The sequence below is a fragment of the Marichromatium gracile genome, from assembly GCF_004343155.1.
In the GTDB taxonomy this organism is placed as follows: Bacteria; Pseudomonadota; Gammaproteobacteria; order Chromatiales; family Chromatiaceae; genus Marichromatium; species Marichromatium gracile.
Genome location: NZ_SMDC01000005.1, coordinates 60,512 through 84,761, shown reverse-complemented (window position 1 = coordinate 84,761; position 24,250 = coordinate 60,512). Strand labels below are relative to the sequence as shown.

Here is a 24,250-nt window from a genome sequence, read left to right as displayed (position 1 = left end):
AAAAGCCACATTCAAGCACGGATCTTGCGATCCACCCAGGGGAGCCCATGCACACCAAACAGACACAGGCATTGTGGGAGCTACAGCGCCAGGGACTACCGGACATCGCCGAGTCGGCCGCCCGCCACTGGAGCGAGGGCCGGCGCTACGAGCCCGATGGGGCGCTGCACATCCCGCGCTCGCTCGAGACCCTGATCGAACAGTGCAACTGGGAGATCGACAGGGTCAGCGTCCAAGCCTGACCACTTCATGATGCACAGCGGACACCTGACCGTCGAGACCCATCCGGACCACCCCGGACTGGTGCGCCTGCAGGCGTGCGATCAACCGCCGCCGGTCACCCCGCAGCTGCGCTGCGCAATCCGCTTCGAGGACGTCGACACCGCTCGCATGCACGCACACCAGCGGCTGCGACGCCGTCTGGTCGACATCGACGCCGGACTCTATCGTGTCGATCCGGTCACCGCCTGCGCCGCGATCGAGGCCATCGCCCTGCCCCACCGCCGGATCATGTTCGATCCCGCCGTGGAGTCTGACCCCGGACTGGCGCCGCTGATCGCCCGCTACCGCACCCACACCCGCCGGGTCGACCTGGTGTTCAATGCCATCGGCGTCTTCGCCCTGTTGCTGTTGCTGGCGCTCGGCATCCTGCTCGGGCCCTGAGAGGAGAGAACACCGCCATGCGCATCGTCGAGGTCATCGCCGACGCCAGACACACCAAGACGCTGCTCGGCATGGCCGGTTTCTATGGCGCCGAGGACGCCTGGTGCGGCGAGGCCGGCGAGGATGGCCGACGCGCCGTGCGCATGCTGGTCGACGACCAGTCGCGCCAGGCGCTGACCGACTCGCTGCAGGACCTCTTCAAGGCCGATGCCGACGCCCGCATCGTCATCCAGCCGGTCGACACCGTGCTCACCCGCGATACCCCGCGCCGCCAGGACGAGGAGCTGCGCCGGGCGCGGGCGATCGCCGCCACGCGCGAGGAGCTCTACAGCGAGATCGTCAAGGGCGCGCGGCTCGACACCAACCACCTGGTGCTGACCACGCTCTCGACCCTGGTCGCCGCCATCGGTCTCCTCGAGAACAATGTCGCGGTGGTGATCGGCGCGATGGTCATCGCCCCGCTGCTCGGCCCCAACATCGCCCTGGCCTTCGCCACCTCGCTCGGCGATCGCGCCCTGGTGTGGCAGGCACTGCGCACCAATGCCGCCGGACTGGGCCTGTCGCTGCTGCTCGCCGTCGCCATCGGCCTGATCTGGGAGATCGACTTCTCGCTCAACGAGCTGGCCGCGCGCACCGACGTCGGACTCGCCGGGGTCGTGCTGGCGCTCGCCTCGGGCGCCGCGGCGGTGCTCTCGCTCACCTCCGGGCTGTCCTCGACCCTGGTCGGGGTGATGGTCGCCGTCGCCCTGCTGCCCCCGACGGCGACCATCGGGCTCGCCCTCGGCAGCGCCCGCTGGGACCTCGCGCTCGGCGCCCTGCTGCTGCTCGCCGTCAACATCGTCTGCGTCCTGCTCGCCGCCAAGCTGGTCTTCCTGTTCAAGGGCGTGCGCCCGCGCACCTGGACCGAGCGCAACCGCGCACGTCAGTCGATGCGGCTCTATCTGGCGCTCTGGGCGCTGCTGCTCGCTGCTCTGATCACCGTCATCCTGACTCGCTCGGGCGGCCTGCCCCAGTTCGCCTGAGCCGCTCAGACAGCGCCCCGATGAGCGAGCCGAGCCGAGCGCGCATCGCTCGACGAGTCGTGTCATCATTGGACGATGCCGATTCGGGCACGCGCGTCCCTCATGCCCGGGGGCCAGGACGGCGCCACAGCACGGGATCGATGTGAACGTGATCGCAAACCAGCAGGTAGGGGGCAAACCGCCCCGCCTGTCAGGTCGAGATCGCCCACCAGAAACACAATGTGTACCGAGATCGACTCGGTACTGCGACTGGCCAAGGCATCAGCGGTCCCGACCCTACGCTAACCGAGGGCTGTACCCCAAGGGATTTCCCCGCATGAAAAAGAACTATCCAGTGACGCAACAGGAGGTGTCCTTCCCGGACGACACCAACATCCTGTCGACCACCGACCTGAAGGGCGCCATCACCTACGTCAACGACCGCTTCGTCGACATCTCCGGCTTCACCGAGGACGAGCTGATCGGGCGTAACCACAACATGGTGCGCCATCCCGACATGCCGCCGGCGGCCTTTGCCGACCTGTGGAAGACGCTGAAGTCCGGGCGTCCCTGGATGGGCCTGATCAAGAACCGTTGCAAGAACGGCGACCATTACTGGGTGAGCGCCTATGTCACCCCGATCACCCACGACGGCACCGTCACCGAATACCAATCGGTGCGCACCAAGCCGAGCCGCGCCAGGGTCGAGCAGGCCGAGCGTTTCTACGCCGAGCTGATGCGCGACCGGCGCCCCTGGCGCTGGCGCCTGGGCATGACCCGGGCGCGCTGGCGCCTGCTCGGCACCATCGCGCTGCTCGGTGCCGGCGCACTCGCCGCCGCCCCGTTGCTCGGACTCGGCACGCTCCAGGCCGCACCGCCGGTGCTGGTGTTCACCCTGACGGCGATCGCCCTGGCCTGGCTCGAGACCCGCCCGCTCGCCACCATCGCCGCCCAGGCGCGCATGGTCGCCGACAACCCCATCAGCCAGTACGCCTATACCCAGCGTCGCGACGAGTTCGGCGCGGTCGAGTTCGCCCTGCGCATGCTCGAGGCCGAGAGCGGCGCGGCGGTGGGTCGAGTCGACGATTCGGCGACACGACTGCTGCGACAGGCCGAGCACATGGTCGAGGCGGTGGAGTCGGCGCGCGGCACCATCCTCCAGCAGCAGTCGGAGACCGATCAGGTGGCCACCGCCATCGAGGAGATGAGCGCCAGCGTGCGCGAGGTCGCGCAAAGCGCCCAACAGACCGCCGACACCGCCCACGAGGCCGATGCCAATGCCACCAACGGCGGCGAGGTGGTGGGCGCCACCGGCGATTCGATCGGCCGGCTCGCCGAGGAGATCGAGCAGGCCGCCGCGGTGATCCACACCCTCGAGCAACACAGCGGCGAGATCAGCGCCGTGCTCGACGTCATCCGCGGCATCGCCGAGCAGACCAACCTGCTCGCGCTCAACGCCGCGATCGAGGCGGCGCGCGCCGGTGAGGCCGGGCGCGGCTTTGCGGTGGTCGCCGACGAGGTGCGCAACCTCGCCAACCGCACCCAGCAGTCGACCACCGAGATCCAGACGATGATCGAGAAGCTGCAGGCCGGCACCCGCTCCTCGGTCGAGGTCATGGGCAACAGCCGCACCCAGGCCGAGCAGAGCGTCGCCCAGGCACGCGAGGCCGGCGAGGCACTCCAGCGCATCGCCAGCGGTATCCAGTCGATCACCGACATGAGCACCCAGATCGCCACCGCCGTCGAGGAGCAGAGCGCGGTCAGCGAAGAGATCAGCCGCAGCATCGCCGATATCCGTCAAGGCGCCGACCAGACCGCCGCCGGCAGCCATGCCATCGGACAGGCCTCCAGCCAGGTCGTCGAGCTCTCCAGCGAGCTACGCACCCTGGCACGGCAATTCTGGGAACATCGGCGCTGAGGACTCAAAGATGAAGACCAATCTCCCCGTCACCGGCCAGGAGCGCTCCTTCGCCGAGACCGACAACATCATGTCGACCACCGATCTCAAGGGCATCGTCACCGATGTCAACGAGACCTTCGTCGAGATCAGCGGCTTCGATCGCGACGAACTGGTCGGCGTCAACCACAACGTGGTGCGTCATCCCGACATGCCACCGGCGGCCTTCGCCCAGCTGTGGCAGACCATCAAGTCGGGTCGCCCCTGGATGGGCCTGGTCAAGAATCGCTGCAAGAACGGCGATCACTACTGGGTCGACGCCTTCGTCAACCCGATCATGCGCGACGGCAAGGTATTCGAGTACCAGTCGGTGCGCCTGCGCCCGGCACGCGATCTGGTCGACAAGGCCGAGCGGCTCTATGCCGGGATCCGTGCCGGACGCCTGCCGCTGGCGTTGCGCCTGCCACGGCTCTCGGCGTTCTGGCGACTGACCGGCTGGCTGGTGCTCGCCGCGCTGCTCGCCCTCGCCACCCTGCCGCTGACCGACCTGCCGCCGACCCCGGGGCTCGCCCTCATCGCGCTGCTGCTGGCGGCCGGCACCCTGGTCGCATGGATTCAGACCCGTGCGCTGGCGCGACTCAACGCACGGGCACGTCAGGTCATCGACGACCCCACCGCACAGTATCTCTATACCGGCAGCAACACCGAGTACGGCGCCATCACCCTGGCGATGCGCATGCTGCGCACCGAGAGCCGCTCGTCGGCGGTGCGCATCTCCGATACCGCGGCCAAGCTCTCGCGTCAGGCCGAGGCCGCGGTCGAGACCATCACCGAGCTGCGCGCGGCCATCCTCAACCAGCAGTCGCAGACCGATCTGGTGGCCACCGCCATCGAGGAGATGAGCGCCAGCGTGCGCGAGGTCGCGCGCAATGCCCAGCACACCGCCGACAGCGCCGACACCGCAGACACCGCAGCGCGCGATGGCAAGCGTGTCACCATCGATACCCGCGAGGCCATCGCACGACTCTCCGATGAGGTCGAGAACGCCGCCGCGGTGATCCACACCCTCGAGCAGCACAGCGACGAGATCAGCGCCGTGCTCGACGTCATCCGCGGCATCGCCGAGCAGACCAACCTGCTCGCGCTCAACGCCGCGATCGAGGCGGCGCGCGCCGGCGAGCAGGGACGCGGCTTCGCGGTGGTCGCCGACGAGGTGCGCAACCTCGCCAATCGCACCCAGCAGTCGACCACCGAGATCCAGGCGATGATCGAGAAGCTGCAGGACGGCGCGCGCGCCTCGGTCGAGGTGATGCACGGCAGCCGCGCCCAGGCCGAGCGGAGCGTCGCCCAGGCGCGCGAGGCCGGCGGCGCGCTCGAGGCGATCGCCGCCAGCGTGCAGCAGATCACCGACATGACCACCCAGATCGCCACCGCCGTCGAGGAGCAGAGCGCGGTCAGCGAGGAGATCAACCGCAGCGTCACCAATATCCGCCAGTCGGCCGACGGCAACGCCACGACCACCGGCGAGATCGAGCGCACCGCCGAGACACTGGCCACCCTCGCCGAGGAGCTGCGGGTGCTCGCCGATCAGTTCTGGAGCCACCGGGTCTGCATGACCGATGCGGTTCGCCTGAGCGGCTCGGCGGGCGGGCAACGCGGCTGACCTGGCGCAAGACGCCGACGATGCTCTGCGCCATCGTCGGCGTCTTTCGCGTAAGCTAGGGTCGCGAATGCCCAGATCAGACGAGAGCGCGACCGATGGATGACACCCTCAAGCGACTGCTCGATGTCGAGATGCGGGCCGAGCGGCTCGCCCAGCAGGCCGAGACCGAACAGGGCCGGATCGTCGATCAGGCGATGGCCGAGGTCCACGCCGAGCAGGCGCGTTTCACCGCCAGGATCCCGGAGCTGCGCCAGGGCTTCGTCGCCAAGGCCGGAGAGCGCGCCGAACAGAGCATCGCCCAGCTGCGACGCCGCTATGACGAGCGCCACGTCCACCTGCGCGATCAGGCCGAACAGCGCGAGGCCGAGGCACTCGAGGCCGCCTTCCAGGTCCTGATCGACACCAGCCGCTGACCCTGCGCCATGGCCGATGCCGACCACGCCTATCTCGACGCCCGGGTCTCGATGATGGCCACGGGGCTGCACGACCCGGACACCATCGATCGACTCGCCACCCTGCCGCTGAGCGCCCTGGTCGACCAGCTCGGGCTCGACGCCCTGCTCGACGCCGCACCATCACCGCGCGCGCGTAGCCGCGCCATCGAGCAGGCGCTGGTCCACCAGCTGCTCGCCGAGCTGCAGGTGCTGATCCGACCGCTGCAGGGCGACGAGCGCGAGCTGATGCTCGCCTGGGGGCGCAAGTATGCGCTCTACAACCTCAAGACCCTGCTGCGCGGCAAGCTCCATGCGCTCGAGGCCGAGACCATCGCCGAGCAACTGTTCGACCTGCCCGCCCCGATCCGGCTGCCGATCCATACCCTGTTCCGCGCCGAGAGCGTCGAGGAGCTGCTGCGCCAGCTCGAGACCGGTCCCTACCGCCAGATCGCCCGCCAGGCACGCGAGGTCTATGCCCGGCGCCGCGAACCCTTCGCCCTCGAGGCGGCGATCGACCAGCACTACTACCTCGGGCTGGCGCGCCACGTCCGCACCTTCGGCGCACCGCACGGCACCGCGCTCAGACGCCTGATCGGCGCCGCGCTCGACCGCGTCGACCTGCTGTGGCTGCTGCGCTTCCGGCTCTGCTACGGACTCTCTCCCTCCGAGACCTTCTACTGGCTGGTGCCCTCGACCGGACTGCTCGGACGCGAGCGACTGCTGCGTCTGGTCGCGCTCGACGGGCTCGAACCGGTCATCGAGGCCCTGCCCGCGCCGCTCGCCGGTCAGCTCGCCGGCAGCGAGGACATCGCCGAGGTGCAGCGACGCGTCAACATCCACAGCGCCACCATCGCCCGCGCCCTGCTCGCCCACGGCGACTCGGCGCCAGCGCGCGCGCTGGCCTATCTGATGCTGCGCGAGGCCGACCTGCTGAGGCTGTTCGCCATCATCCAGGGGCGTCTGCTCGGTCTCGCCCAGCACACCATCGACGCGGCGCTCGAGCGCGCCCCCTCGGGCTGTACCTGGCGCGCCGCGGCCTGTACCCGGCGAGAGGAGACCTGATGCTCTCGCCCACGGCGATGAAACACGTCCGCCTGCTGGTCCTCGCCGAGGACCTGCCCACCGCCTCGCTCGCGCTCGCCGAGACCGGTCTCTTCCACCCCGACGCGCGCGCCCCGGACGAGGCGCGGCTCGACACCGCCCCGGCACGCGACTATCGCCGTCATCACGAGCGTGCCCGACAGCGGCTCGACAAGCTCGCCGAGCTGCTCGACCTCGCGTTGCCGCAGCACATCGACCAGCCTCGGGTGATCGAGCCCGAGTCCCTCGCCGCGCTCGATCACTGGCTCGGCGAGCTGTGGCAGACCGCCTCGGCCCATGCCGAGGGCCTGCGCCAGCTCGACGACGAGGCGCGCCTGGTCGCCGAGCACCAGGCCGCGCTCGCCAACTTCGCCGCGCTCGACATCGATCTGGCGGTGCTGCGCAACAACACCCGTTTCCTCGATATCCATGTCGGCATGGTGCCGCGCGAGAACCTCGCCCGGCTCGGCGGCGCGCTCGGGCTCGCCCACTATCTGGTCCACGTCTACATGCAGCGTGGCGACCAGACCCATGTGGTGATCGTCGGTCCCAGCGACGCCGCTCCCGAGTCACTGCCCCAGGTGCTCGCCGCCGCCGGCTTCCAGGCGCTGCCGATCCCGGTCGAACTCGACCGCGAACCGGCGCGGGTACGCCAGCAGCTCGAGACGCGCAGCGCCGACATCGCCCGACGCCGCGCCGCGCTCGAACGCGAGCTTGCCGAGTGGGGTGCCGACCATCGCGCACAGCTGCTTGCCGCGCAGCAGACCCTGCTGCTCGCCGCCCCGCTGGTCGCGCTCGACCCGGCGCTGCGCGCCAGCGGACCGCTCGCCCATCTCGCCGGCTGGGTGCCGGCGAGTGCGGTCGAGGCGCTCGAACAACGCTTGCGCGAGACCCTCCCGCATCCCTTCGCCCTGAGTGCCCGCGACCCGCGCGCCGACGAGCGAAGGTTGGTGCCGACGGTGATCACCCGCAATCGCCTGCTCGCGCCCTTCGCCACCCTGGTCGGTCAGTACGGCATCCCCGAGTACGGCGAGGTCGACCCCACGCCGCTGTTCGCCGTCACCTTCCTGCTGATGTTCGGCAGCATGTTCGGCGACCTCGGTCAGGGCGCGGTGATCGCGCTCGCCGCCTGGCTGCTGCGCCGACGGCTCGGGCGCTTCTGGCCCTTCGGACTGCTCGCCGGGTTGTCGTCGATGGCCTTCGGACTGGTCTTCGGCAGCGTCTTCGGCAACGAGCACCTGATCCCGGCGCTGTGGATGAGCCCGCTCACCGATCCGCTGCGGATGCTCACCCTGGCGCTCCTCTGGGGGGTGGGGTTCATCACCCTCGCCTGTACGCTGGCGATCTACAACCGGGTGGCCGTCGGGCGCTGGCGCGACGCCGTGCTCGGGCATCACGGTGCGGTCAATCTGGTGTTCTATCTCGCGCTGGTCGGCGCCGGGGTCGGACTCGCCGAGGACGGCGCCCTCGCCCCCTGGCCGGCGACCATCGCCGGGCTCGCCCTCGCCACCCTGGCCTGGGCGAGCTGGCGCGAGCAACAGGGCCCGCTGATCGAGCGCGCGCTGGTGGTCTTCATCGCCACCCTGGAGACGGTGATCGGCTATGTCTCCAACACCCTCTCCTTCCTCCGCGTCGCCGCCTTCGGGCTCAACCATGTCGCGCTCGCCATCGCCGTCTACACCCTCGCCGGGATGCTCGGCGAGGTCGGCCACCTCATCACCCTGGTCCTCGGCAACCTCTTCATCATCGTGCTCGAGGGCGGGATCGTGATGATCCAGGTGATGCGACTGCAGTACTACGAGGGGTTCTCGCGTTATTTCTCCGGGGACGGACACGCCTTCGCGCCACTGCGCCTGCCGCGTGACTGACCCCGGCACCATCCACCACATCAGGAGCGTCACATGTATTGGCTCGTCGCCCTCATGACCCTGGCCATCCTCGGCCTGATCCTCACCGGACTGGTGCTGGAGCTGCGCCCCCGCGCCAGCGCCCGGCTCCGTGACTGGTTCCGCCCGGCGCTCGGCACCCAGCTGGTGGTCTTCGTCGGCGCCCAGCTCGGGCTGCTCGTGCTCGGGCTCAACGACGCCCTGGCCGCCACCGAGACCCTCGCCGAGACCGCCGCGCCCGAGATCAGCCTCGGCATGGGGCTGGCGATCATCGGCGCCGGTATCCCCACCGCGATCTCGACCATCGGCGCCGGCATCGCCGTCGGCCCGATCGGCGCGGCCTCGCTGGCGGCGATCACCGAGAAGCCGGAGAACCTCGGGCGCACCCTGATCTATCTCGGTCTGGCCGAGGGCATCGCCATCTACGGGCTGGTGGTCTCGATCCTGCTCATCAACAAGATCTGAGCGCGGCATGGACACCCCCAGCACCGAGACCGCCACCCCGGCGCGGCTCGTGTTCATCGGTGACGAGCGGCTCGCCGACGGCTTCCGGTTGATCGGCTTCGAGGCCCACGAGAACCCCGCCCCGGAGACCGTCGAGCGCCTGCTGCGCGGGCTGCTGCGCGCGCGGGCCAAGGCGCTGGTGGTGGTCGACGACGCGCTGATGGCCGCGGACATCCCCAGCCTGCAACGCATCCGCCGCGAGGGCGGACGCATCGTGGTGGTCGCGGTGCCCGCGCTCGGCGCCGAGCCGCCGCGTCTGTCCAGCGCGGTGGCCGATCGGCTCGATGCGCTGTTCGGCGCCGCGCCGGACGACGAGACGGAGGAACGACATGACCCAGGTCGATGAACTCGAACAGGCGATCCTCGCGCGCGCCGAGCGCCTCGCCGCCGAGTATCGGGCGCGCGCCGCCAGCCGTCGCGACACCATCCTGCGCGAGGCCGCCGAGCGGCTGCGCGCGCGCGAGCAACACGAGGAGCAGGTCGCCCGTGCCCTGGCCGAACGCAGCTTCCGCCAGCAGGTCCAGGCCAGCGAGCTGAAGCTCCAGACCCATCTCGACCGGGTGCGCTGGAACCTGATGCAGGCCGTCGAGCGCGGCCTCGAGGAGCGGATGCGCGCCTTCGTCGCCGAACGCGACACCTATGGCGACTGGCTCGCGACGCTGATCGTGCGCGATGCCGGGCTGATCGAGCAGCCGCGGCTGCGCGTCGAGGCCAACGCCCACGATCTGGTGCTGCTGCGCGAGCGCTGGGCGGCGATCCTTGAGGCGCTGCCCGAGGGGCGCGAGGCCGAGCTGGTCGAGGAGCCGATCACCGCCCTCGGCGGGGTGCGGGTCAGCGACGCCGAGGGGCGGGTGCGCATCGACGACACCCATGCCGGTCGGCTCGAACGGCTGCGCCCCGAGATCCAGCGCGTGATCCTCGAACGCCTGCTCCCCAACGGGCTCGATACCGCCAACCTGTTCAATGGATGATGCCGTGAAAGACGCCAACAGAACCGGCCGGGTGCGTGACATCAACGGCCCCATCGTCACCATCGAACTGCCCGGCGCACGCAGCGGCGAGCAGGTCAAGCTCGGCGAACTCGGGCTGCTCGGCGAGGTGATCTCGCTGCGTGGCGGCGATGCCATCGTCCAGACCTACGAATCGACCGACGGGCTGCGTCCCGGCGAGCCGGTGCGCGGACTCGGCCGACCGCTCTCGGTCGAACTCGGCCCCGGGCTGCTCGGCGGCATCTTCGACGGCGTGCAGCGACCGCTCGAGGCGATCGCCCTGGCCTCGGGCGATCACATCCGCCGCGGCATCGACCTCAACGCCCTCGACCGCGCCCGCGAGTGGCGCTTCACCCCCAACCCGGCGCTCGAACCCGGCGCCCGGATCGGCGGCGGCACCCTGCTCGGCACCGTCCCGGAGACGGCCACCATCGAGCATCGCGTACTGGTGCCGCCCGGTATCGAGGGCGAGCTGGAGGAGATCGCCCCGGCCGGCGACTACGACCTCGAGGCGACCATCGCCCGGGTGCGCGACGCCCACGGCGCCAGCCGCAGGCTCGGGCTCTATCACCGCTGGCCGGTGCGCCAGCCGCGCCCCTACCGGCGCCGCGACGACGGCGTCGCGCCGCTGATCACCGGACAGCGGGTGATCGACACCTTCTTCCCCCAGCTCAAGGGCGGCAAGGGCGCGGTCCCCGGCCCCTTCGGCGCGGGCAAGACCGTGGTGCAGCAGCAGATCGCGCGCTGGTCGAACGCCGACATCGTCATCTATGTCGGCTGCGGCGAGCGCGGCAACGAACTGGTCGACGTGCTCGAGACCTTCCCCCAGCTCGACGACCCCTACACCGGGCGCAAGCTGATGGAGCGCACCCTGCTGGTGGCCAACACCTCCAACATGCCGGTGGTGGCACGCGAGGCCTCGGTCTATGTCGGCCTGACCATGGCCGAGTACTACCGCGACATGGGCTACGACGTGGTGATGCTGGCCGACTCCACCAGCCGTTGGGCCGAGGCGTTGCGCGAAGTCTCCGGACGGCTCGGACAGATGCCGGTCGAGGAAGGCTACCCCGCCTATCTCGCCTCACGTCTGGCCGCGCTCTACGAGCGCGCCGGACGGGTCGAGACCTTCGCCGGGGCCTCCGGCTCGGTCACCCTGATCGGCGCGGTCTCGCCGCCGGGCGGCGACTTCTCCGAGCCCGTCACCAGCCACACCAAGGACATCGTCGAGACCTTCTGGGCGCTCTCCAAGGAGCTGGCCGACGCCCGTCACTACCCCTCGATCGACTGGGTCGGCAGCTTCTCCGGGCATGTCCACACCGCCGCCGAGTGGTGGCACCAGGAGATCGACCCGAACTGGGAGCAACGCCGCACCGCCGCCCTCGCCCTCCTCGCCCGCGACGCCGAACTCTCGCGCATCGTCAACCTGGTCGGCCCCGAGGCCCTCTCCGACCCCCAGCGCTGGGAGCTGGAAGGCGCCGCGCTCATCAAGGAAGGCGTGCTGCAGCAGAGCGCGCTCGACGACATCGACACCTTCTGCTCCCCGGCCAAGCAGTTCGCCCTGCTGGATCTGGCCATCGAGATCTACCGCAGCGGCGAATCGCTGATTCGACTCGGCGTGCCGGTCTCGGAACTGCAGAACCTGCCGCTATTGGCCAAGATGCGCCGGATCAAGTCGCTGTATTCGAGTGAGGAACTGGATCGGATACAGGGGTTTCGGGATGAGGTGGAGGAGGCGATGGAGGGGGTTCGGGGTGAGTATGCGAAGCTGGATAGAGGAGCCGGCGTGGAATAGATTTATTGCCGTCGCAAATTCGCAGATCATCGGGGGCTTTGAGTTTACGCCTAATTCTTAATTTTTAGAGATCATACTAGCATCATAATGTATGATTTACGTCTAAGATCGTTCCGTAGAGCCTGGTATTTTTTTAGCGCAACCTGACGAAAAACCTTCTTGTATTTCTCGTTACGTAGTTCTGCAGCAAAGCCTTAGATGCCTTCATCGCACGAGCAACTCCGTGCCAGGGAGATTTTTCCCAGCATCAGTCGATCAGTTCTCTGACTTCCTGAGAAACGGCTAACTATGGAAGCATGAAAAACGAAATGGCGGCCGCCATCTTGACACTTGCACAACTGATTATGCAGCCAGTTGAATCCATTTTTTGTCACGCAGTTAAAGTGACACTGCGGGCATGTCAAATACATCTTCTTCACCTTTAAAATAAGAGACTCTGATCTTATCGAAACTTATCGACCAGGGCGCTACCGATACTTCTTTAGGGTTGCCGAAAAAGATCACAGTAAAAATAGAGATACCAAAAGGTGATCGTTGTATTGACACCAAGAAAGCTGAGACGAAAAAAAATAAGCGGCAATGATTATTTTTTGGCTTTCAGCGAAAATGGGTCAATATGTACTGTAATCCACCTAAAAAATACAGGTAAGGGGCGCCACTTAAAGTCGCGCCCTGCTGTCGGTGCCATACACAAGGAGAAACTGTGGAAAGATTAATAATCCCTGTATATCTTAATCAAAAATTTGTATTTGATTTACTAGCGATGCTTCAGGGAGGGATAAGCACGATTACCTCTGTAACAGAGACTTCAAAGAGCAATCATTCTGAAGGAGAAAAAGTATCCGCTGGCTTTGGGTTAAGTGAGGCTTTTTCAACACTCCTTAAAATTGACCTTTCTGGATCACGAGACAATTCTTCTGGAAATGAAGAAAAAAGCACTTCATCTCAGGAAAGAGTTCACACCCCTGCATCATTGCTTTTTCAACTAAGAAATAGTTTAATAGAAAAAGGATATTTAACAGAAAATACGGGGAATGAACTACCTAAGGCTGGGGATTTTGTAGAGTTTGAGGGCTATCTAAAAAGAAACCCCATCGTAGAAACAATCGATAGCCTTGCTGAAATGATGGATATGGTAGAGGCATTTGAAGACAAACCGCAACCGAAAAAAGGAGGTCGCAATCAGGTCTCTGAAATTCAGAAAATTAAGCAACAAATGGGGCGATTTTCAGATGCATTAAAAGCTGGCAGCACTATTGACTTAAGTTCGGCAAGCTTGAAATCCGGTTACACCGCTGTCGTAACAGTCGAGACCAGCTTCCTTAACGATCCATTGATGTCAGACTTGGTTGACGGTCAGTTCAAAATAATTGGAAAAGTCATTAAAAGCGTTAATGAACATTCAGATTCCATAAACTTACTCAGAAAAACTGCGCTTAGCAAAATGCCATCACATCTGATGCTTGAAGCACTTGGACATTTAAGTTCGCTAGGAAGCGAACAAGGGTTTGATATTCCAGACTTAAAATTGGAAATTAAAGGGCCGGCCATTCAAATCCTCCCCATCGCGATTTATGCATAAAAATTTACCACACAAGTAAAAATTACTCGCTGCACTCTTGATTTTCCGGCGAGTGCCGGATCCCCTGAGATTGTATACTTGTTTACTGAATAACTCCGACCATTTCTGCGCCCATTCCTTGAGCGCTTGAATGGGAGTGTACCCTGTCCCCTCCCCCGAAATAGGTCCAGCGAATAATGGTGGCCGAGCAGAGGAGAGCCCACATGCGCAAGAGCAAGTACAGCGAGCAGCAGATCGTTGACGCACTGCGTCGCGCTGAGTCTGGAGTAGCCGTCAAGGACGTGTGCCGGGAGCTGGGTGTCAGCGCGGCGACCTTCTATCAATGGCGCTCGAAATGGAGGCTTCGGACCTGAAGCGGCTGCGCGCGCTGGAGGCGGCGCGCCCTGGCGGGTGAGTCCATGGCCGAGGGTGTGAGCAAGCGGCGCGTCTGTCGACTGCTCGGGCTGAGCCGCTCGGTGCTCGACGATCACGCCCGCCCACGTGACGACGGGCCGCTGATCAAGGCGCTGAGCGCGCTGGCCGAGCGCCATCCATACGCCGGGTCCCGCAAGCGCTATGTGCGGCTGCGCCGCGCCGGACATCCCACCAGGAACCACAAGCGTGTGAATTCCCAGGCCAACCAAGGCCCCAAGCATGTACGGCTCGATCGAGCCGAACGAGGATCATTGCATCATGAGCATCAAGGAATACCGCACCGCCATTGAAGCCAGGGGCGGCCTCCTGGTGGTCAGGGACACGCCGGGCGTGGCCTTCGGCGACCGGGTGCGGATCGAGAACCATGCGGGCCAGATCCGCAACGGTCAGGTCATCCGCGCGGCGGACGAGGAGGTGCTGATTCTGGTCTTCGAGGGCACGGACGACCTGGACCTGGAGAACACCTGGGTCCGCTTCCTCGACGAGCCGGTGGAGATCGCGCTCTCGCCCGAGATCCTGGGGCGCGAGCTCAACGGCCTCGGCGAGCCGCGTGACGGGCGCCCGCCGGTGCTCTCGGGGCTGCGGCGTCCGGTGGGCGGCTCGGCCATCAATCCGGCCGCCCGCACCTATCCGCGCGAGTTCATCCAGACCGGCGTCTCGACCATCGACGGGCTCAACAGCCTGGTGCGGGGGCAGAAGCTGCCGATCTTCTCGGGCTCGGGCCTGCCGCACAACCGGCTCGCGGCCCAGATAGTGCGTCAGGCCAGGCTGGTCGACGAGAACTCCAGCTTCTCGATCGTGTTCGCGGCCATGGGCGTCTCCTACGCCGATGCCAAGTTCTTCCGCGACGAGTTCGCCAACTCGGGCGTGCTGCGCAACGTGGTGATGTTCGTCAACCTCGCCGACGACCCGCCGGTGGAGCGGCTCACCCTGCCCCGCGCCGCGCTCACCGCCGCCGAGTATCTGGCCTATGATCTCGACCACCACGTGCTGGTGGTGCTCACCGACATGACCAACTACGCCGAGGCGCTGCGCGAGGTCGCCACCGCCAAGGGCGACGTGCCCGCGCGCAAGGGCTATCCGGGCTATCTCTACTCCGATCTGGCCGAACTCTACGAGCGTTGCGGCCGTATCCACGACCGACGCGGGTCGATCACCATGATGCCGGTCGTCTCCATGCCCTCGGACGACATCACCCACCCCATCCCCGACCTCACCGGCTATATCACCGAGGGGCAGATCGTGCTCTCGCGCGAGCTGCACAATCGCGGCATCTACCCCCCGGTGCACATCTCGCCGAGCCTGTCGCGGCTGATGAAGGACGGCATCGGCAAGGACGACACCCGCGAGGACCACCCGCGGGTCGCCGCCCAGCTCTACAGCCTCTACGCCCGCGCCCAGGAGACCCGCAATCTCGCCTCGATCATCGGCGCCGACGAGCTGTCCGAACGCGACCAGCGTTTCCTCGAATTCGCCGATGCCTTCGATGCCCAGTTCGTCACCCAGGGCGAGCACGAAGAGCGCTCGATCATCGACACCCTGGATCTGGCCTGGCGGCTGATGGCGCGTTTCCCGCGCGAGCAGCTCACCCGACTCCACGAAACCGACCTCGCGCGACACCTGCCCCATGACGACTGACGACACCATCGACTGCGCCGACTGCCGTGCCTGCTGCTGTCGGCTCGAGGCGGTATGCCTGACCGACACCGGGGTGCCGGCGCGCTTTCTCACCGAGGACGCCTGGGGCCGGACCTGCATGCTCCGGCTCGACGACGGCTGGTGCGCCGCGCTCGATCGCAACACCCTGCGCTGTCGCATCTACGCGCAGCGCCCGCTGGTCTGTCGACTGTTCGAGATGGGCGGCCCCGACTGCATCGACGCGCGCCAGGACGCCAACCCTGCCCCCTCGGGCTGAGCACCGGAACCACAGGCATCATGACCGAATCGCTGATCAAGATACCGCCGACCAAGAGCAGCCTGCTGCGGCTACAGCAGCAGGCGCAGTTCCTGATCGCCGGACACGATCTGCTCGAACGCAAGCGCGAGCTGCTCACCCGGCTGGTCTACGAACGCATCGACGAGTACCGCGCGCTGCGGCGCGAGGCCGAGACCGCGCTCGGCGCGGCCTATCACTGCCTCAGCCTCACCCACCTGCGCATGGGCAGTCGCGGTATCCGTCAGGCCGCGCTCGGCGCCGAGCCGGCGCTGCGCGTCAACGTCCTGCCGCACCGCGCGCTCGGCGTCGAGTACCCGGCGGTGGCCAGCGAGCGCCTGCCGCTCAAGCCCGTCGGCCTGCTCGGCACCGATGCGAGCTTCGACGCCACCCGCGCCAATCTCGCCGAGGCCGCGGTGCTGCTCGCCCGTCTCGGCGAGGTCGAGACCGCGCTGCACCGACTGATGGAGGAGCAGCGCAAGGCGCAGAAACGCGTCAACGCGCTCAAGTACAACATCATCCCCCGCTACCAGCGCACCATCCGCTTCATCCGCTCGGCGCTGGAAGAGGAAGAACGCAACGCCCTGTTCCAGGTGAAGCTGCTGCGCGAGAGACAGAGGTAGCGGCCGGGAGAATTGAACCGCAAAGACCCGAAGGGCGCGAAGACGATAGAAGAGAAAGGCGTTCAGACGTGTAGGCCGGGCAAAGCGCAGCGTGCCTTGCGGATTGGCTCCCAGCCACCAGCCACCAGTCACCAGTCACCAGTCACCAGTCACCAGTCACCAGTCACCAGTCACCAGTCACCAGTCATGGGGCTCAGACTGGAGACTGAAGGTTTCTCGTTGGTAGCGCATTCGTCGGCTCGTAGGGTGGGATGCGTGACCGCGCGAAGACGTTGAGGATCAGCGCCGAGGCCATCCGGTCACGCCCCCCATCCCGAACGATCGATGACCGGTCGGGCAAGGCGCGCCAGCCCTCCCCACTGGAGGCTGAAGGCTGGTGCCTGGACGCTCCTGTTCGCCGCTCAAAGCTCCCGACCCAGTTCCACCATCCGGTCGAGCAGCGCGAACAGGGCCTGGTGGAGTCGGGCGTAGTGCTCGGGGGGCTGGGCGCGAATATGCTCGGGCGATTGCACGAAGGGGCCGGTCTCGGTGAGTTCGTCGGCGCAGTTGACGAGCAGCCGCTCGACGCCCTCGGTGGTCGCCTCCAGATGGCACTGCAGCCCCAGCACCCGGCCCTCGAAGAGAAAGCCCTGGTTGGCGCAGGCGGCGCTCGCGGCGAGCGGTTGCGCGCCCTCGGGCAGGGCGAAGGTGTCGCCGTGCCAGTGGAAGACCTCGAACCCCTCGGGCAGCGCCGCGAACAGCCCCGAGGCGCGACCCTCGGCGCTGAGTTCGAGCGGGAACCAGCCGATCTCGCGCTCGGGGTTGCGACACACCCGCGCGCCCAGCGCGGCGGCGATCTGCTGGGCGCCGAGACAGATGCCGATCAGGTTCTTGTCGGCGCCGATGGCGCGCGAGATGAACGCGCGTTCGGTGGCGAGCCAGGGATGGCGCTGCTCCTGATCGACCCCCATGGGACCGCCCATCACCACCAGCCAGTCGATCTCGGCGAGCGCGGGCAGCGGCTCGCCGAGATCGAGCCGCACCACCTGGAGGGCATGGCCGCGGGCACGCACCCAGTCGCCGATCGCCCCCGGCCCTTCGAAGGGGACATGTTGCAGGACACAAACGCGCATCGGATCATTCATCATCACGACCTCAGCAACCCGAACCCTCGGAGAGCAGGTCGAGATCGTTCTGGATCATCGCCTTGGCGCGATAGAGTCCGATCAGCGTCTTGGCATCGGTGATGGTGGCGTCATGACACCAGTCGAGCGCCTGACTGAAGGGCAGCCAGTGGACCTCGATCAGCTCGCCGGGTTCGTGCGCGACCGGCTGGCTGGTGAGCCCGCGCGCCAGCCACAGATGGATGACCTCGGTGAACACCCCGGGCGAGGCGTGCATCGGCCCGAGATCGTTCCACTCCTCAGCCACCAGCCCGGCCTCCTCGGCCAGCTCGCGCACGGCGGTGCGCTGCGGCGTCTCGTCGGGATCGATGCGCCCGGCGGGCAGCTCCCACAGCCAGCCTCCGGCAGCGTGGCGGAACTGGCGCAGCAGACAGACCCGGTCCTGGTCGTCGAGCGCGACCGTAGCCGCACCACCGGGATGGCGGACGATCTCGAGCGCCACCTCGGCGCCGTCCGGCAGCTCTACCTGCTCGCGGTTGACGTCGATCACCTTGCCGGCGTACAGGGTCTCGCAGTTGATGATTCGGGCTTCGGACATGGCAACCTCGTTTCGCTATCAATGCGTTGCGGGGCGTCGCACGCAAGGGCCGAGCGCGCCTCCGGGCCGTCTGCTCCGGACCTCCCCCGCTGACGCACGGAGCATAACCGTAACCCGGCGGCACTGTCGCCCCGGCGCGTCGATTTGGTGGGCACTCGCGCCAGGTTCTAAACTACCGCACCCTGTCCACCCGATTCGACAAGCCGGATCGGAGCAATACCTGCGAGGAGCGACGGCTTGACCCAAGACCCAATCATCATCTCCATCACCTTCAGCATCTATTTCGTCATCGTGCTGCTGATCGGCTGGTACGCCTATCAGCGCACCCGCGATCTCTCCGACTTCATCCTCGGTGGCCGCCGACTCGGCAGCGGGGTCGCGGCGCTCAGCGCCAGCGCCTCGGACATGAGCGGCTGGCTGCTGCTCGGCCTGCCCGGCTTCGCCTATGCCTCCGGGCTCGAGTCGATCTGGCTCGCCGGCGGCCTGCTGTTCGGCACCTGGCTCAACTGGCTCGTGGTCGCCGCCCGACTGCGCGTGTTCAGCTTCGCCTACGGCAACGCACTGACGCTGCCCGAATACTTCGCCAATCGCTTCGCCGACGCCAGCGGTCTGCTGCGCGGCATCGCGGCGGTGTTCATCCTGCTGTTCTTCCTGATCTACACCGCCTCCGGCCTGGTCGCCGGCGGCAAGCTGTTCGAGTCGGTCTTCGGCCTGCCCTATGTCTGGGCCGTCGGCATCGCGGTGCTCTCGATCATCGTCTACACCGCCATCGGCGGCTTCCTCGCCGTCTCCTGGACCGACGTGATGCAAGGCCTGCTGATGGCCGTGGCGCTGATCGCCGTGCCGATGCTCGCCATCGCCTTGGCCGGCGGCAGCGACAACGCGATCGATCAGCTCAACACCCTCAATCCCGAGCTGCTCGACCCCATGACCAAGATCGACGGCACCGCCATCGGCTGGATCGGCATCGTCTCGCTCGCCGCCTGGGGCCTCGGCTACTTCGGCCAGCCGCACGTGCTCGCGCGCTTCCAGGCGATCGCCTCGCCGCGCAAGGTGGCCACAGCACGCCGCATCGCCGTCACCTGGGTGGCGCTCACCCTGATCGGCGCCACCCTCACCGGGCTGGCCGGCATCATCACGCTCGATGCGCCGCTGCTCGACGACGCCCGCGAGACGGTGTTCATCGAGCTGGTCAACCTGCTGTTCCACCCGGTGATCGCCGGCATCCTGCTCGCGGCCATCCTCGCCGCGATCATGAGCACCGCCGACTCGCAGCTGCTGGTCAGCTCCTCGGCTTTCACCGAGGACGTCTACCGCACGCTGATGCGCCGCGAGGCCAGCGAGCGTGAGCTGGTGATGGTCGGGCGCGCGGCGGTGGTCAGCATCGCGCTGTTCGCCTTCGCCCTGGCGATGGACCCGGATGCCATGGTGCTCGATCTGGTCGCCTATGCCTGGGCCGGGTTCGGCGCCGCCTTCGGCGCGCCGCTGGTGCTCTCGCTCTACTGGCGGCGGATGACGCGCCTGGGCGCGCTCGCCGGCATCATCGTCGGCGGTCTCACCGTGGTGGTGTGGAAGCAACTCGACGGCGGTCTGTTCGCGCTCTACGAGATCGTCCCCGGCATGCTGTTCTCGGCCCTCGCGGTGGTGATCGTCAGTCTGTTCGATCGTCAGGGTCAGGAGCACCTCGGCGAGCGCTTCGACGAGGTGCGCGAGCAGTTGCGTGTCGAGATGCGCGGCTGATCCCCGCCCCACGAGACGTGCAAGGCGTCTCGGCGGCGCCGCCCCGGCGGGACCGGGGCGGCGCCCATCGTCAACGATCGGCACGACACCGCCAGCAGGGCTGCATGCTCACCGGGGTGTTCATCTCCCCGTAACCGATCGTACATAGAATGAAACCCAACAGACCCCGACCCCAGGCGCCCGTGCCCCAGCGGCACGAGGGCCGCGCCAGTCGCTCCGATCCGAGCTCTTTGGCGACGCCGCGCCGACGCCGCGCCCATTGCACCCAGGACCCCCGAAGATGCCCACCATTCTTGTCATCGACGACGAACCGGATATCCGCGAAGTGATGCGCTTTGCGCTCGAGAGCGCGGAATTCCGCGTGCTCGAGGCCGGTCATGCCGACGAGGCCCGCAAGCTGCTCGCCAGCGACCAACCCGACCTCATCCTGCTCGACTGGATGCTGCCCGGTCGCTCCGGCCTGGAGCTGGCCCAGCAACTCAAGCAGAACCCCAAGACCCGCAGTCTGCCGATCATCATGATCAGCGCCCGGGGCGAGGAGGAGGATCGCGTCAAGGGGCTCGACACCGGCGCCGACGACTACATCGCCAAGCCTTTCTCGCCGCGCGAGATGATCGCCCGCACCAAGGCGGTGCTGCGCCGCGCCAAGCCGAGCGAACCGGCCGACGAGATCGAGATCGGCGGACTGCGCATCGACAACATCGGCCACCGCGTCAGCGCCAATGGCCGCCCGGTGGAGGTCGCCCCCACCGAGTATCGTCTGCTGCACTTCTTCATGACCCACGCCGACCGCGCCTTCAGCCGCTCACAGCTGCTCGATCAGGTGTGGGGCGATCAGGTCTATGTCGAGGAGCGCACCGTCGACGTCCATATCCGGCGGCTGCGCAAGGCGCTGGAGCCGACCCGTCACGACGGCCTGTTGCAGACCGTGCGCGGCGTCGGTTACCGCTTCTCGGACAAGACCTGAGCCGGCAGGCCCCAGCCCCGATGCGCCGCGCCCTGCTCTTCGAGCTCGCGCTCTTCGCCGTCCCCTCGGGCGGCGCCCTGATGCTGTGGCTCGGCGGTCTGGCGCCGGCCTGGAGCGTCCCGCTGGCGAGCGTCCCCGCGCTCGGGCGCCATATCTTCCGACTGATCGACCTCAGTACCCTGATCCGCCGCCAGCACCGGCTCGCCCCGCCCTTCCCGCGCGGACTCTGGGGCGAGGTCTATCGCAACATCGCCCGCTACCAGCAGCGCGGGCGCAAGGGGCGCAAGCGCCAGATCCGCTTCACCCGTCGCTTTCGCGAGGCGGCCAACGCCGTCCCCGACGCCCTGGTGATCCTCGACAAGCACCACCGCATCGACTGGGCCAACCCCGCCGCCGCACAACTGCTCGACATCCACTGGCCGGAGCAGGACGGGCAGCACTTCCTCGACGTCTTCTGCCACCCCGAACTCGGCGACTTCCTCCACGACGGCGAATACCTGCGTCCGCTCGACATCGCCCCCAGTCACAACCGCGCGCTGATGATCTCGCTGCGCATCGCCCCCTTCGGCGAGCGCAAGCGCCAGCGTCTGGTGGTGGGACGCGACATCACCAAGGTCTATCACCTCAACATGATCCGGCGCGACTTCGTCGCCAACGCCTCACACGAGCTGCGCACCCCGCTGACGGTGATCGGCGGCTTCGTCGAGAACCTGCTCGACGCCCCCAACACCCCCGAGCCCCACCGCCGCCCGCTGACCCTGATGCACAACCAGGCCGAGCGGATGCGCTCGATCATCGAGGATCTGCTCACCCTCTCGCGTCTGGAGATGCACGACAGCCCCGCCGACCAGCACAGCGTCGACGTCCCCGAGGAGCTGCGACTGATCCTCCAGGAGGCGCAGGCCATCGGCGATGCCGGTCACCGACTCGACCCCCTGATCGACACCGGACTGCTGCTGCTCGGCAACCAACCCGAGCTGCGCAGCGCCTTCTCCAACCTCGTCTTCAACGCCATCAAGCACACCCCCGCCGGCACCCGCATCCGCATCCGCTGGTGCCAGGACAAGGACGGCGCAACCTTCGTCGTCGAGGACGACGGCCCCGGCATCGCCCCCGAGCACCTGCCCCGGCTCACCGAACGCTTCTACCGCATCGACGCCGCGCGCTCGCGCCAGTCCGGCGGCACCGGGCTGGGACTGGCGATCGTCAAACACGTGCTCAACCGTCACGACGCCAGCCTCAACATCTCCAGCGAACTCGGCCAGGGCACCACCTTCGCCTGCCACTTCCCCACCACCCGCACCCTGCGCCGCGACGCCTCCGTCCCCCACGTCGACACCACCCCACCCACTCCAAGCCGCTCGGCCAACGGCGAGGGTTGAGGCGCACCGTCCTCCCCCACCCCCGCCAGCCATCGGCTCGGAACAAGGCCATTCGGCCTCGCCAGACCCGACCCCCTGCGAGCCATCTCCCCACACACCGAATCAGCTCACCAGCCTCTCGGATGAACAGCATCGCATCGGGGAACACGCTGAACCGTTAGAAACCGATGCTGAACTTCGCAATCCTTGCGACAGGCACGTCACTGACAGCCTCCTTCTCCACGCCGTCTCGATGATGAACGACTGGCGCCAGGAAACTCACCCCAAGAACCTGATTGAACGAGCCGAGAGGACAGGAAGAACATCCAGACCCATCGATCGACCGGTGAAACCAACCATCAGAGAAAACCAATAAACAGAAGATTCTGAAAATCTTTTTTTGATGACCTCACTTGACAGAGGAGATATCCTATCGATCACTAAACTATTATCTGAAAGAGATAGAACCTGAGGAAAACAACCGTCACGGATAGCGAGGAAAAACCAAAAACTCAGACAAAAGTTTTCAAAGTCAAAAGCTTGGACATCGAATCATTACCAAATCATCGAAAACGACGAGCAGAAAAAAGGATTCGAAATGAAAAAAGATCACTCAAACAATCATCAGGAAAATAAATATTACAACAGCTCATTCTTCCTTTTCTCGGACGGCAACATTCCAGTCAGCAAGACAAAATCCATTCCACACGTAAAATTGAAAAAATCGTTCTTCAACGAGAGAATCAGCATGGAGGAAACCCCCTACGGGGTCGTCATTCGTATCGATCATGATGACGGCACCCCCGTTGATATCCATGTCCGCGACATCTTCGAATTCCGCCGCGACCGGCCAATAATGAATTTATTTTTTGAGATGATAAAGGAAGCCAGAAATTAAATCTGAAATCATTAACCGAACAGCCATAAAAAAACCCGCGTGATGCGGGTTTTTTTATGGCTTCTTATTGTTGCTGAGCCGAGCAAGAGTGCCACCAATCACTGCGCCGATGTTCACTCTCCCTTTGGATCGGATTTCTGATTCGGACAAGATCAGCGAGTAACTCTGGACGCTGGTCTAATGGTCTTAATTCCCTTCAGATCGGGTCTCTGATTCGGACTCACCAACAACGCGGCGATCCTCTACAGCACCAAGTCTTAATCCCCTTTAGATCGGGTCTCTGATTCGGACACGACCCCAAGTTCCGGGCTTTGGTGAGAAAGTACGTCTTAATCCCCTTTAGATCGGGTCTCTGATTCGGACCACCGAGGAACTGATCGCCGAGGCACGGCGCTAGGGTCTTAATCCCCTTTAGATCGGGTCTCTGATTCGGACATCATGAAAGACACCGGGGATGACCGAATCACCACGGTCTTAATCCCCTTTAGATCGGGTCTCTGATTCGGACCCATGGGAATCTTCCGCTTGGTGATCCGCTGCACAGTCTTAATCCCCTTTAGATCGGGTCTCTGATTCGGACATATCTTCAAGTATGGGGGTCGCCCGCTATGAGTGGTCTTAATCCCCTTTAGATCGGGTCTCTGATTCGGACTGCCAGTTGCCAGAAAGCCTTTCCGAACAACCACCTACAAGGGTGGTTCGCAATTTTTTCGTGACAGAAAAAGTTGACGTGCAGAAGGGCAAGGGACGAAGGCTCCACAGGCGGCTCGAACGTCTTCTAACTTAATCGAGTTCACGGTTCCCGACAAGTCTGCTCACGGCATCGCCCAAGGGACCGTCCATCTCCAACGCCATGCCGGCGGGAAGCGACTGACGCCCTCGACGCCAGACCTCGAGTCGGGAAGGCAGGGGGTAAACCCGGATATCGTCTGCACGCTGATCGATGATCCCTCCTATCAGTACAACGAACCGATCGATCTCGGCGACCGTCGCCGGGATCAGGAAGACCGAATATTGCAGCGCGATGCCCAGGTCGGTGGCCTCGCGGTGCACTCGGTTGCGCCGACCGTCATCGGCGATGTCATAGGCGAGCAGGAAGAGTTGCTTGCGAGCCATCGTCGG

25 protein-coding genes and 1 CRISPR repeat array are annotated in these 24,250 nt (G+C 65.7%); of the genes, 22 read left to right on the top strand and 3 right to left on the bottom strand.

Translation table 11 applies throughout. The features are described from left to right. Nucleotides 1-47: 47 nt before the first annotated feature. The 18 genes from EDC29_RS09275 (at nt 48) to EDC29_RS09185 (ending at nt 16,461) form a co-directional block, all read left to right on the top strand. Nucleotides 48-242 carry a hypothetical protein gene (locus EDC29_RS09275; RefSeq protein WP_123140190.1) on the top strand — a complete coding sequence of 65 codons (195 nt, stop codon included), beginning with the start codon at nt 48-50 and terminating at the stop codon, nt 240-242. Between the two features lie 7 nt (nt 243-249). Then, on the top strand, nt 250-663 hold the full coding sequence (locus EDC29_RS09270) for a hypothetical protein (protein WP_123141844.1): 414 nt from the start codon (nt 250-252) through the stop codon (nt 661-663). Between the two features lie 17 nt (nt 664-680). After that, entirely contained in the window at nt 681-1,685 is a 1,005-nt protein-coding gene (locus EDC29_RS09265; protein WP_123140188.1) for a TIGR00341 family protein, read from the top strand. Between the two features lie 316 nt (nt 1,686-2,001). After that, complete coding sequence (locus EDC29_RS09260; protein WP_123140187.1) at nt 2,002-3,582, top strand: methyl-accepting chemotaxis protein; 1,581 nt, start codon at nt 2,002-2,004, stop codon at nt 3,580-3,582. A 10-nt stretch (nt 3,583-3,592) separates the two neighbouring features. Next, on the top strand, nt 3,593-5,224 hold the full coding sequence (locus EDC29_RS09255) for a methyl-accepting chemotaxis protein (RefSeq protein WP_132229561.1): 1,632 nt from the start codon (nt 3,593-3,595) through the stop codon (nt 5,222-5,224). Between the two features lie 95 nt (nt 5,225-5,319). Continuing rightward, nucleotides 5,320-5,637: an ATPase gene (locus EDC29_RS09250; protein WP_123140185.1), complete on the top strand. Its 318-nt coding sequence runs from the start codon at nt 5,320-5,322 to the stop codon at nt 5,635-5,637. Nucleotides 5,638-5,646: 9 nt separating this feature from the next. Further along, nucleotides 5,647-6,720 (top strand): V0D/AC39 family V-type ATPase subunit, encoded by a 1,074-nt coding sequence (locus EDC29_RS09245; RefSeq protein ID WP_123140184.1) that lies wholly within the window; start codon nt 5,647-5,649, stop codon nt 6,718-6,720. After that, a complete protein-coding gene (locus tag EDC29_RS09240; RefSeq protein WP_123141847.1) occupies nt 6,720-8,606 on the top strand; it encodes a V-type ATP synthase subunit I in 1,887 nt (628 codons plus the stop codon). Before EDC29_RS09245 ends, EDC29_RS09240 begins: the two co-directional genes overlap by 1 nt. A gap of 33 nt (nt 8,607-8,639) precedes the next feature. After that, nucleotides 8,640-9,089, top strand: a complete 450-nt coding sequence (locus EDC29_RS09235; protein ID WP_005223689.1) for an ATP synthase subunit C — start codon at nt 8,640-8,642, stop codon at nt 9,087-9,089. 7 nt (nt 9,090-9,096) lie between these two features. Beyond that, the gene (locus tag EDC29_RS09230) at nt 9,097-9,474 is read left to right on the top strand and encodes a V-type ATP synthase subunit F (RefSeq protein WP_082806062.1); all 378 of its coding nucleotides are present in this window, start codon (nt 9,097-9,099) and stop codon (nt 9,472-9,474) included. Beyond that, on the top strand, nt 9,458-10,099 hold the full coding sequence (locus EDC29_RS09225) for a V-type ATP synthase subunit E (RefSeq protein WP_132229559.1): 642 nt from the start codon (nt 9,458-9,460) through the stop codon (nt 10,097-10,099). The genes EDC29_RS09230 and EDC29_RS09225 overlap by 17 nt, the downstream gene beginning before the upstream one ends. Continuing rightward, nucleotides 10,092-11,909 (top strand): V-type ATP synthase subunit A, encoded by a 1,818-nt coding sequence (locus EDC29_RS09220; protein WP_207301302.1) that lies wholly within the window; start codon nt 10,092-10,094, stop codon nt 11,907-11,909. The genes EDC29_RS09225 and EDC29_RS09220 overlap by 8 nt, the downstream gene beginning before the upstream one ends. A gap of 703 nt (nt 11,910-12,612) precedes the next feature. Then, complete coding sequence (locus EDC29_RS09215) at nt 12,613-13,491, top strand: DUF6414 family protein (protein WP_132229557.1); 879 nt, start codon at nt 12,613-12,615, stop codon at nt 13,489-13,491. 203 nt (nt 13,492-13,694) lie between these two features. Next, complete coding sequence (locus EDC29_RS09205; RefSeq protein WP_165913477.1) at nt 13,695-13,844, top strand: transposase; 150 nt, start codon at nt 13,695-13,697, stop codon at nt 13,842-13,844. Nucleotides 13,845-13,889: 45 nt separating this feature from the next. Beyond that, on the top strand, nt 13,890-14,195 hold the full coding sequence (locus EDC29_RS09200; RefSeq protein WP_132229553.1) for a hypothetical protein: 306 nt from the start codon (nt 13,890-13,892) through the stop codon (nt 14,193-14,195). Continuing rightward, a complete protein-coding gene (locus EDC29_RS09195) occupies nt 14,164-15,543 on the top strand; it encodes a V-type ATP synthase subunit B (RefSeq protein WP_005223694.1) in 1,380 nt (459 codons plus the stop codon). Before EDC29_RS09200 ends, EDC29_RS09195 begins: the two co-directional genes overlap by 32 nt. Then, entirely contained in the window at nt 15,533-15,820 is a 288-nt protein-coding gene (locus EDC29_RS09190; protein WP_132229551.1) for a YkgJ family cysteine cluster protein, read from the top strand. Before EDC29_RS09195 ends, EDC29_RS09190 begins: the two co-directional genes overlap by 11 nt. A gap of 20 nt (nt 15,821-15,840) precedes the next feature. Next, on the top strand, nt 15,841-16,461 hold the full coding sequence (locus tag EDC29_RS09185; RefSeq protein ID WP_123140742.1) for a V-type ATP synthase subunit D: 621 nt from the start codon (nt 15,841-15,843) through the stop codon (nt 16,459-16,461). Nucleotides 16,462-16,862: 401 nt separating this feature from the next. Here the strand turns inward: EDC29_RS09185 and EDC29_RS09180 are convergent, their stop codons facing one another. Together EDC29_RS09180 and EDC29_RS09175 are read right to left on the bottom strand one after the other, a co-directional pair. Next, a complete protein-coding gene (locus EDC29_RS09180; RefSeq protein ID WP_242465965.1) occupies nt 16,863-17,573 on the bottom strand; it encodes a type 1 glutamine amidotransferase in 711 nt (236 codons plus the stop codon). 22 nt (nt 17,574-17,595) lie between these two features. Then, nucleotides 17,596-18,162: an NUDIX hydrolase gene (locus EDC29_RS09175; protein WP_005223698.1), complete on the bottom strand. Its 567-nt coding sequence runs from the start codon at nt 18,160-18,162 to the stop codon at nt 17,596-17,598. A 237-nt stretch (nt 18,163-18,399) separates the two neighbouring features. Between EDC29_RS09175 and putP the strand changes: the two genes are divergently transcribed. The 4 genes from putP to EDC29_RS09155 all read left to right on the top strand — a co-directional run bounded on the left by putP (nt 18,400) and on the right by EDC29_RS09155 (nt 23,128). Then, nucleotides 18,400-19,902 carry a sodium/proline symporter PutP gene (gene putP / locus EDC29_RS09170; RefSeq protein ID WP_123140744.1) on the top strand — a complete coding sequence of 501 codons (1,503 nt, stop codon included), beginning with the start codon at nt 18,400-18,402 and terminating at the stop codon, nt 19,900-19,902. 280 nt (nt 19,903-20,182) lie between these two features. Continuing rightward, complete coding sequence (gene phoB / locus EDC29_RS09165) at nt 20,183-20,869, top strand: phosphate regulon transcriptional regulator PhoB (protein ID WP_132229547.1); 687 nt, start codon at nt 20,183-20,185, stop codon at nt 20,867-20,869. A gap of 20 nt (nt 20,870-20,889) precedes the next feature. Beyond that, complete coding sequence (gene phoR / locus EDC29_RS09160; RefSeq protein WP_132229545.1) at nt 20,890-22,251, top strand: phosphate regulon sensor histidine kinase PhoR; 1,362 nt, start codon at nt 20,890-20,892, stop codon at nt 22,249-22,251. A gap of 577 nt (nt 22,252-22,828) precedes the next feature. Further along, nucleotides 22,829-23,128, top strand: a complete 300-nt coding sequence (locus tag EDC29_RS09155) for a hypothetical protein (RefSeq protein ID WP_132229543.1) — start codon at nt 22,829-22,831, stop codon at nt 23,126-23,128. A gap of 183 nt (nt 23,129-23,311) precedes the next feature. Continuing rightward, a CRISPR array of direct repeats spans nt 23,312-23,780; the repeat unit is 37 nt; unit sequence GTCTTAATCCCCTTTAGATCGGGTCTCTGATTCGGAC. Between the two features lie 131 nt (nt 23,781-23,911). On the opposite strand, the gene cas2 is transcribed toward EDC29_RS09155, so the two are convergent. Next, nucleotides 23,912-24,244, bottom strand: coding sequence for a CRISPR-associated endonuclease Cas2 (cas2, locus tag EDC29_RS09150; protein ID WP_062274344.1), 333 nt, complete (start codon nt 24,242-24,244; stop codon nt 23,912-23,914). Nucleotides 24,245-24,250: the final 6 nt, after the last annotated feature.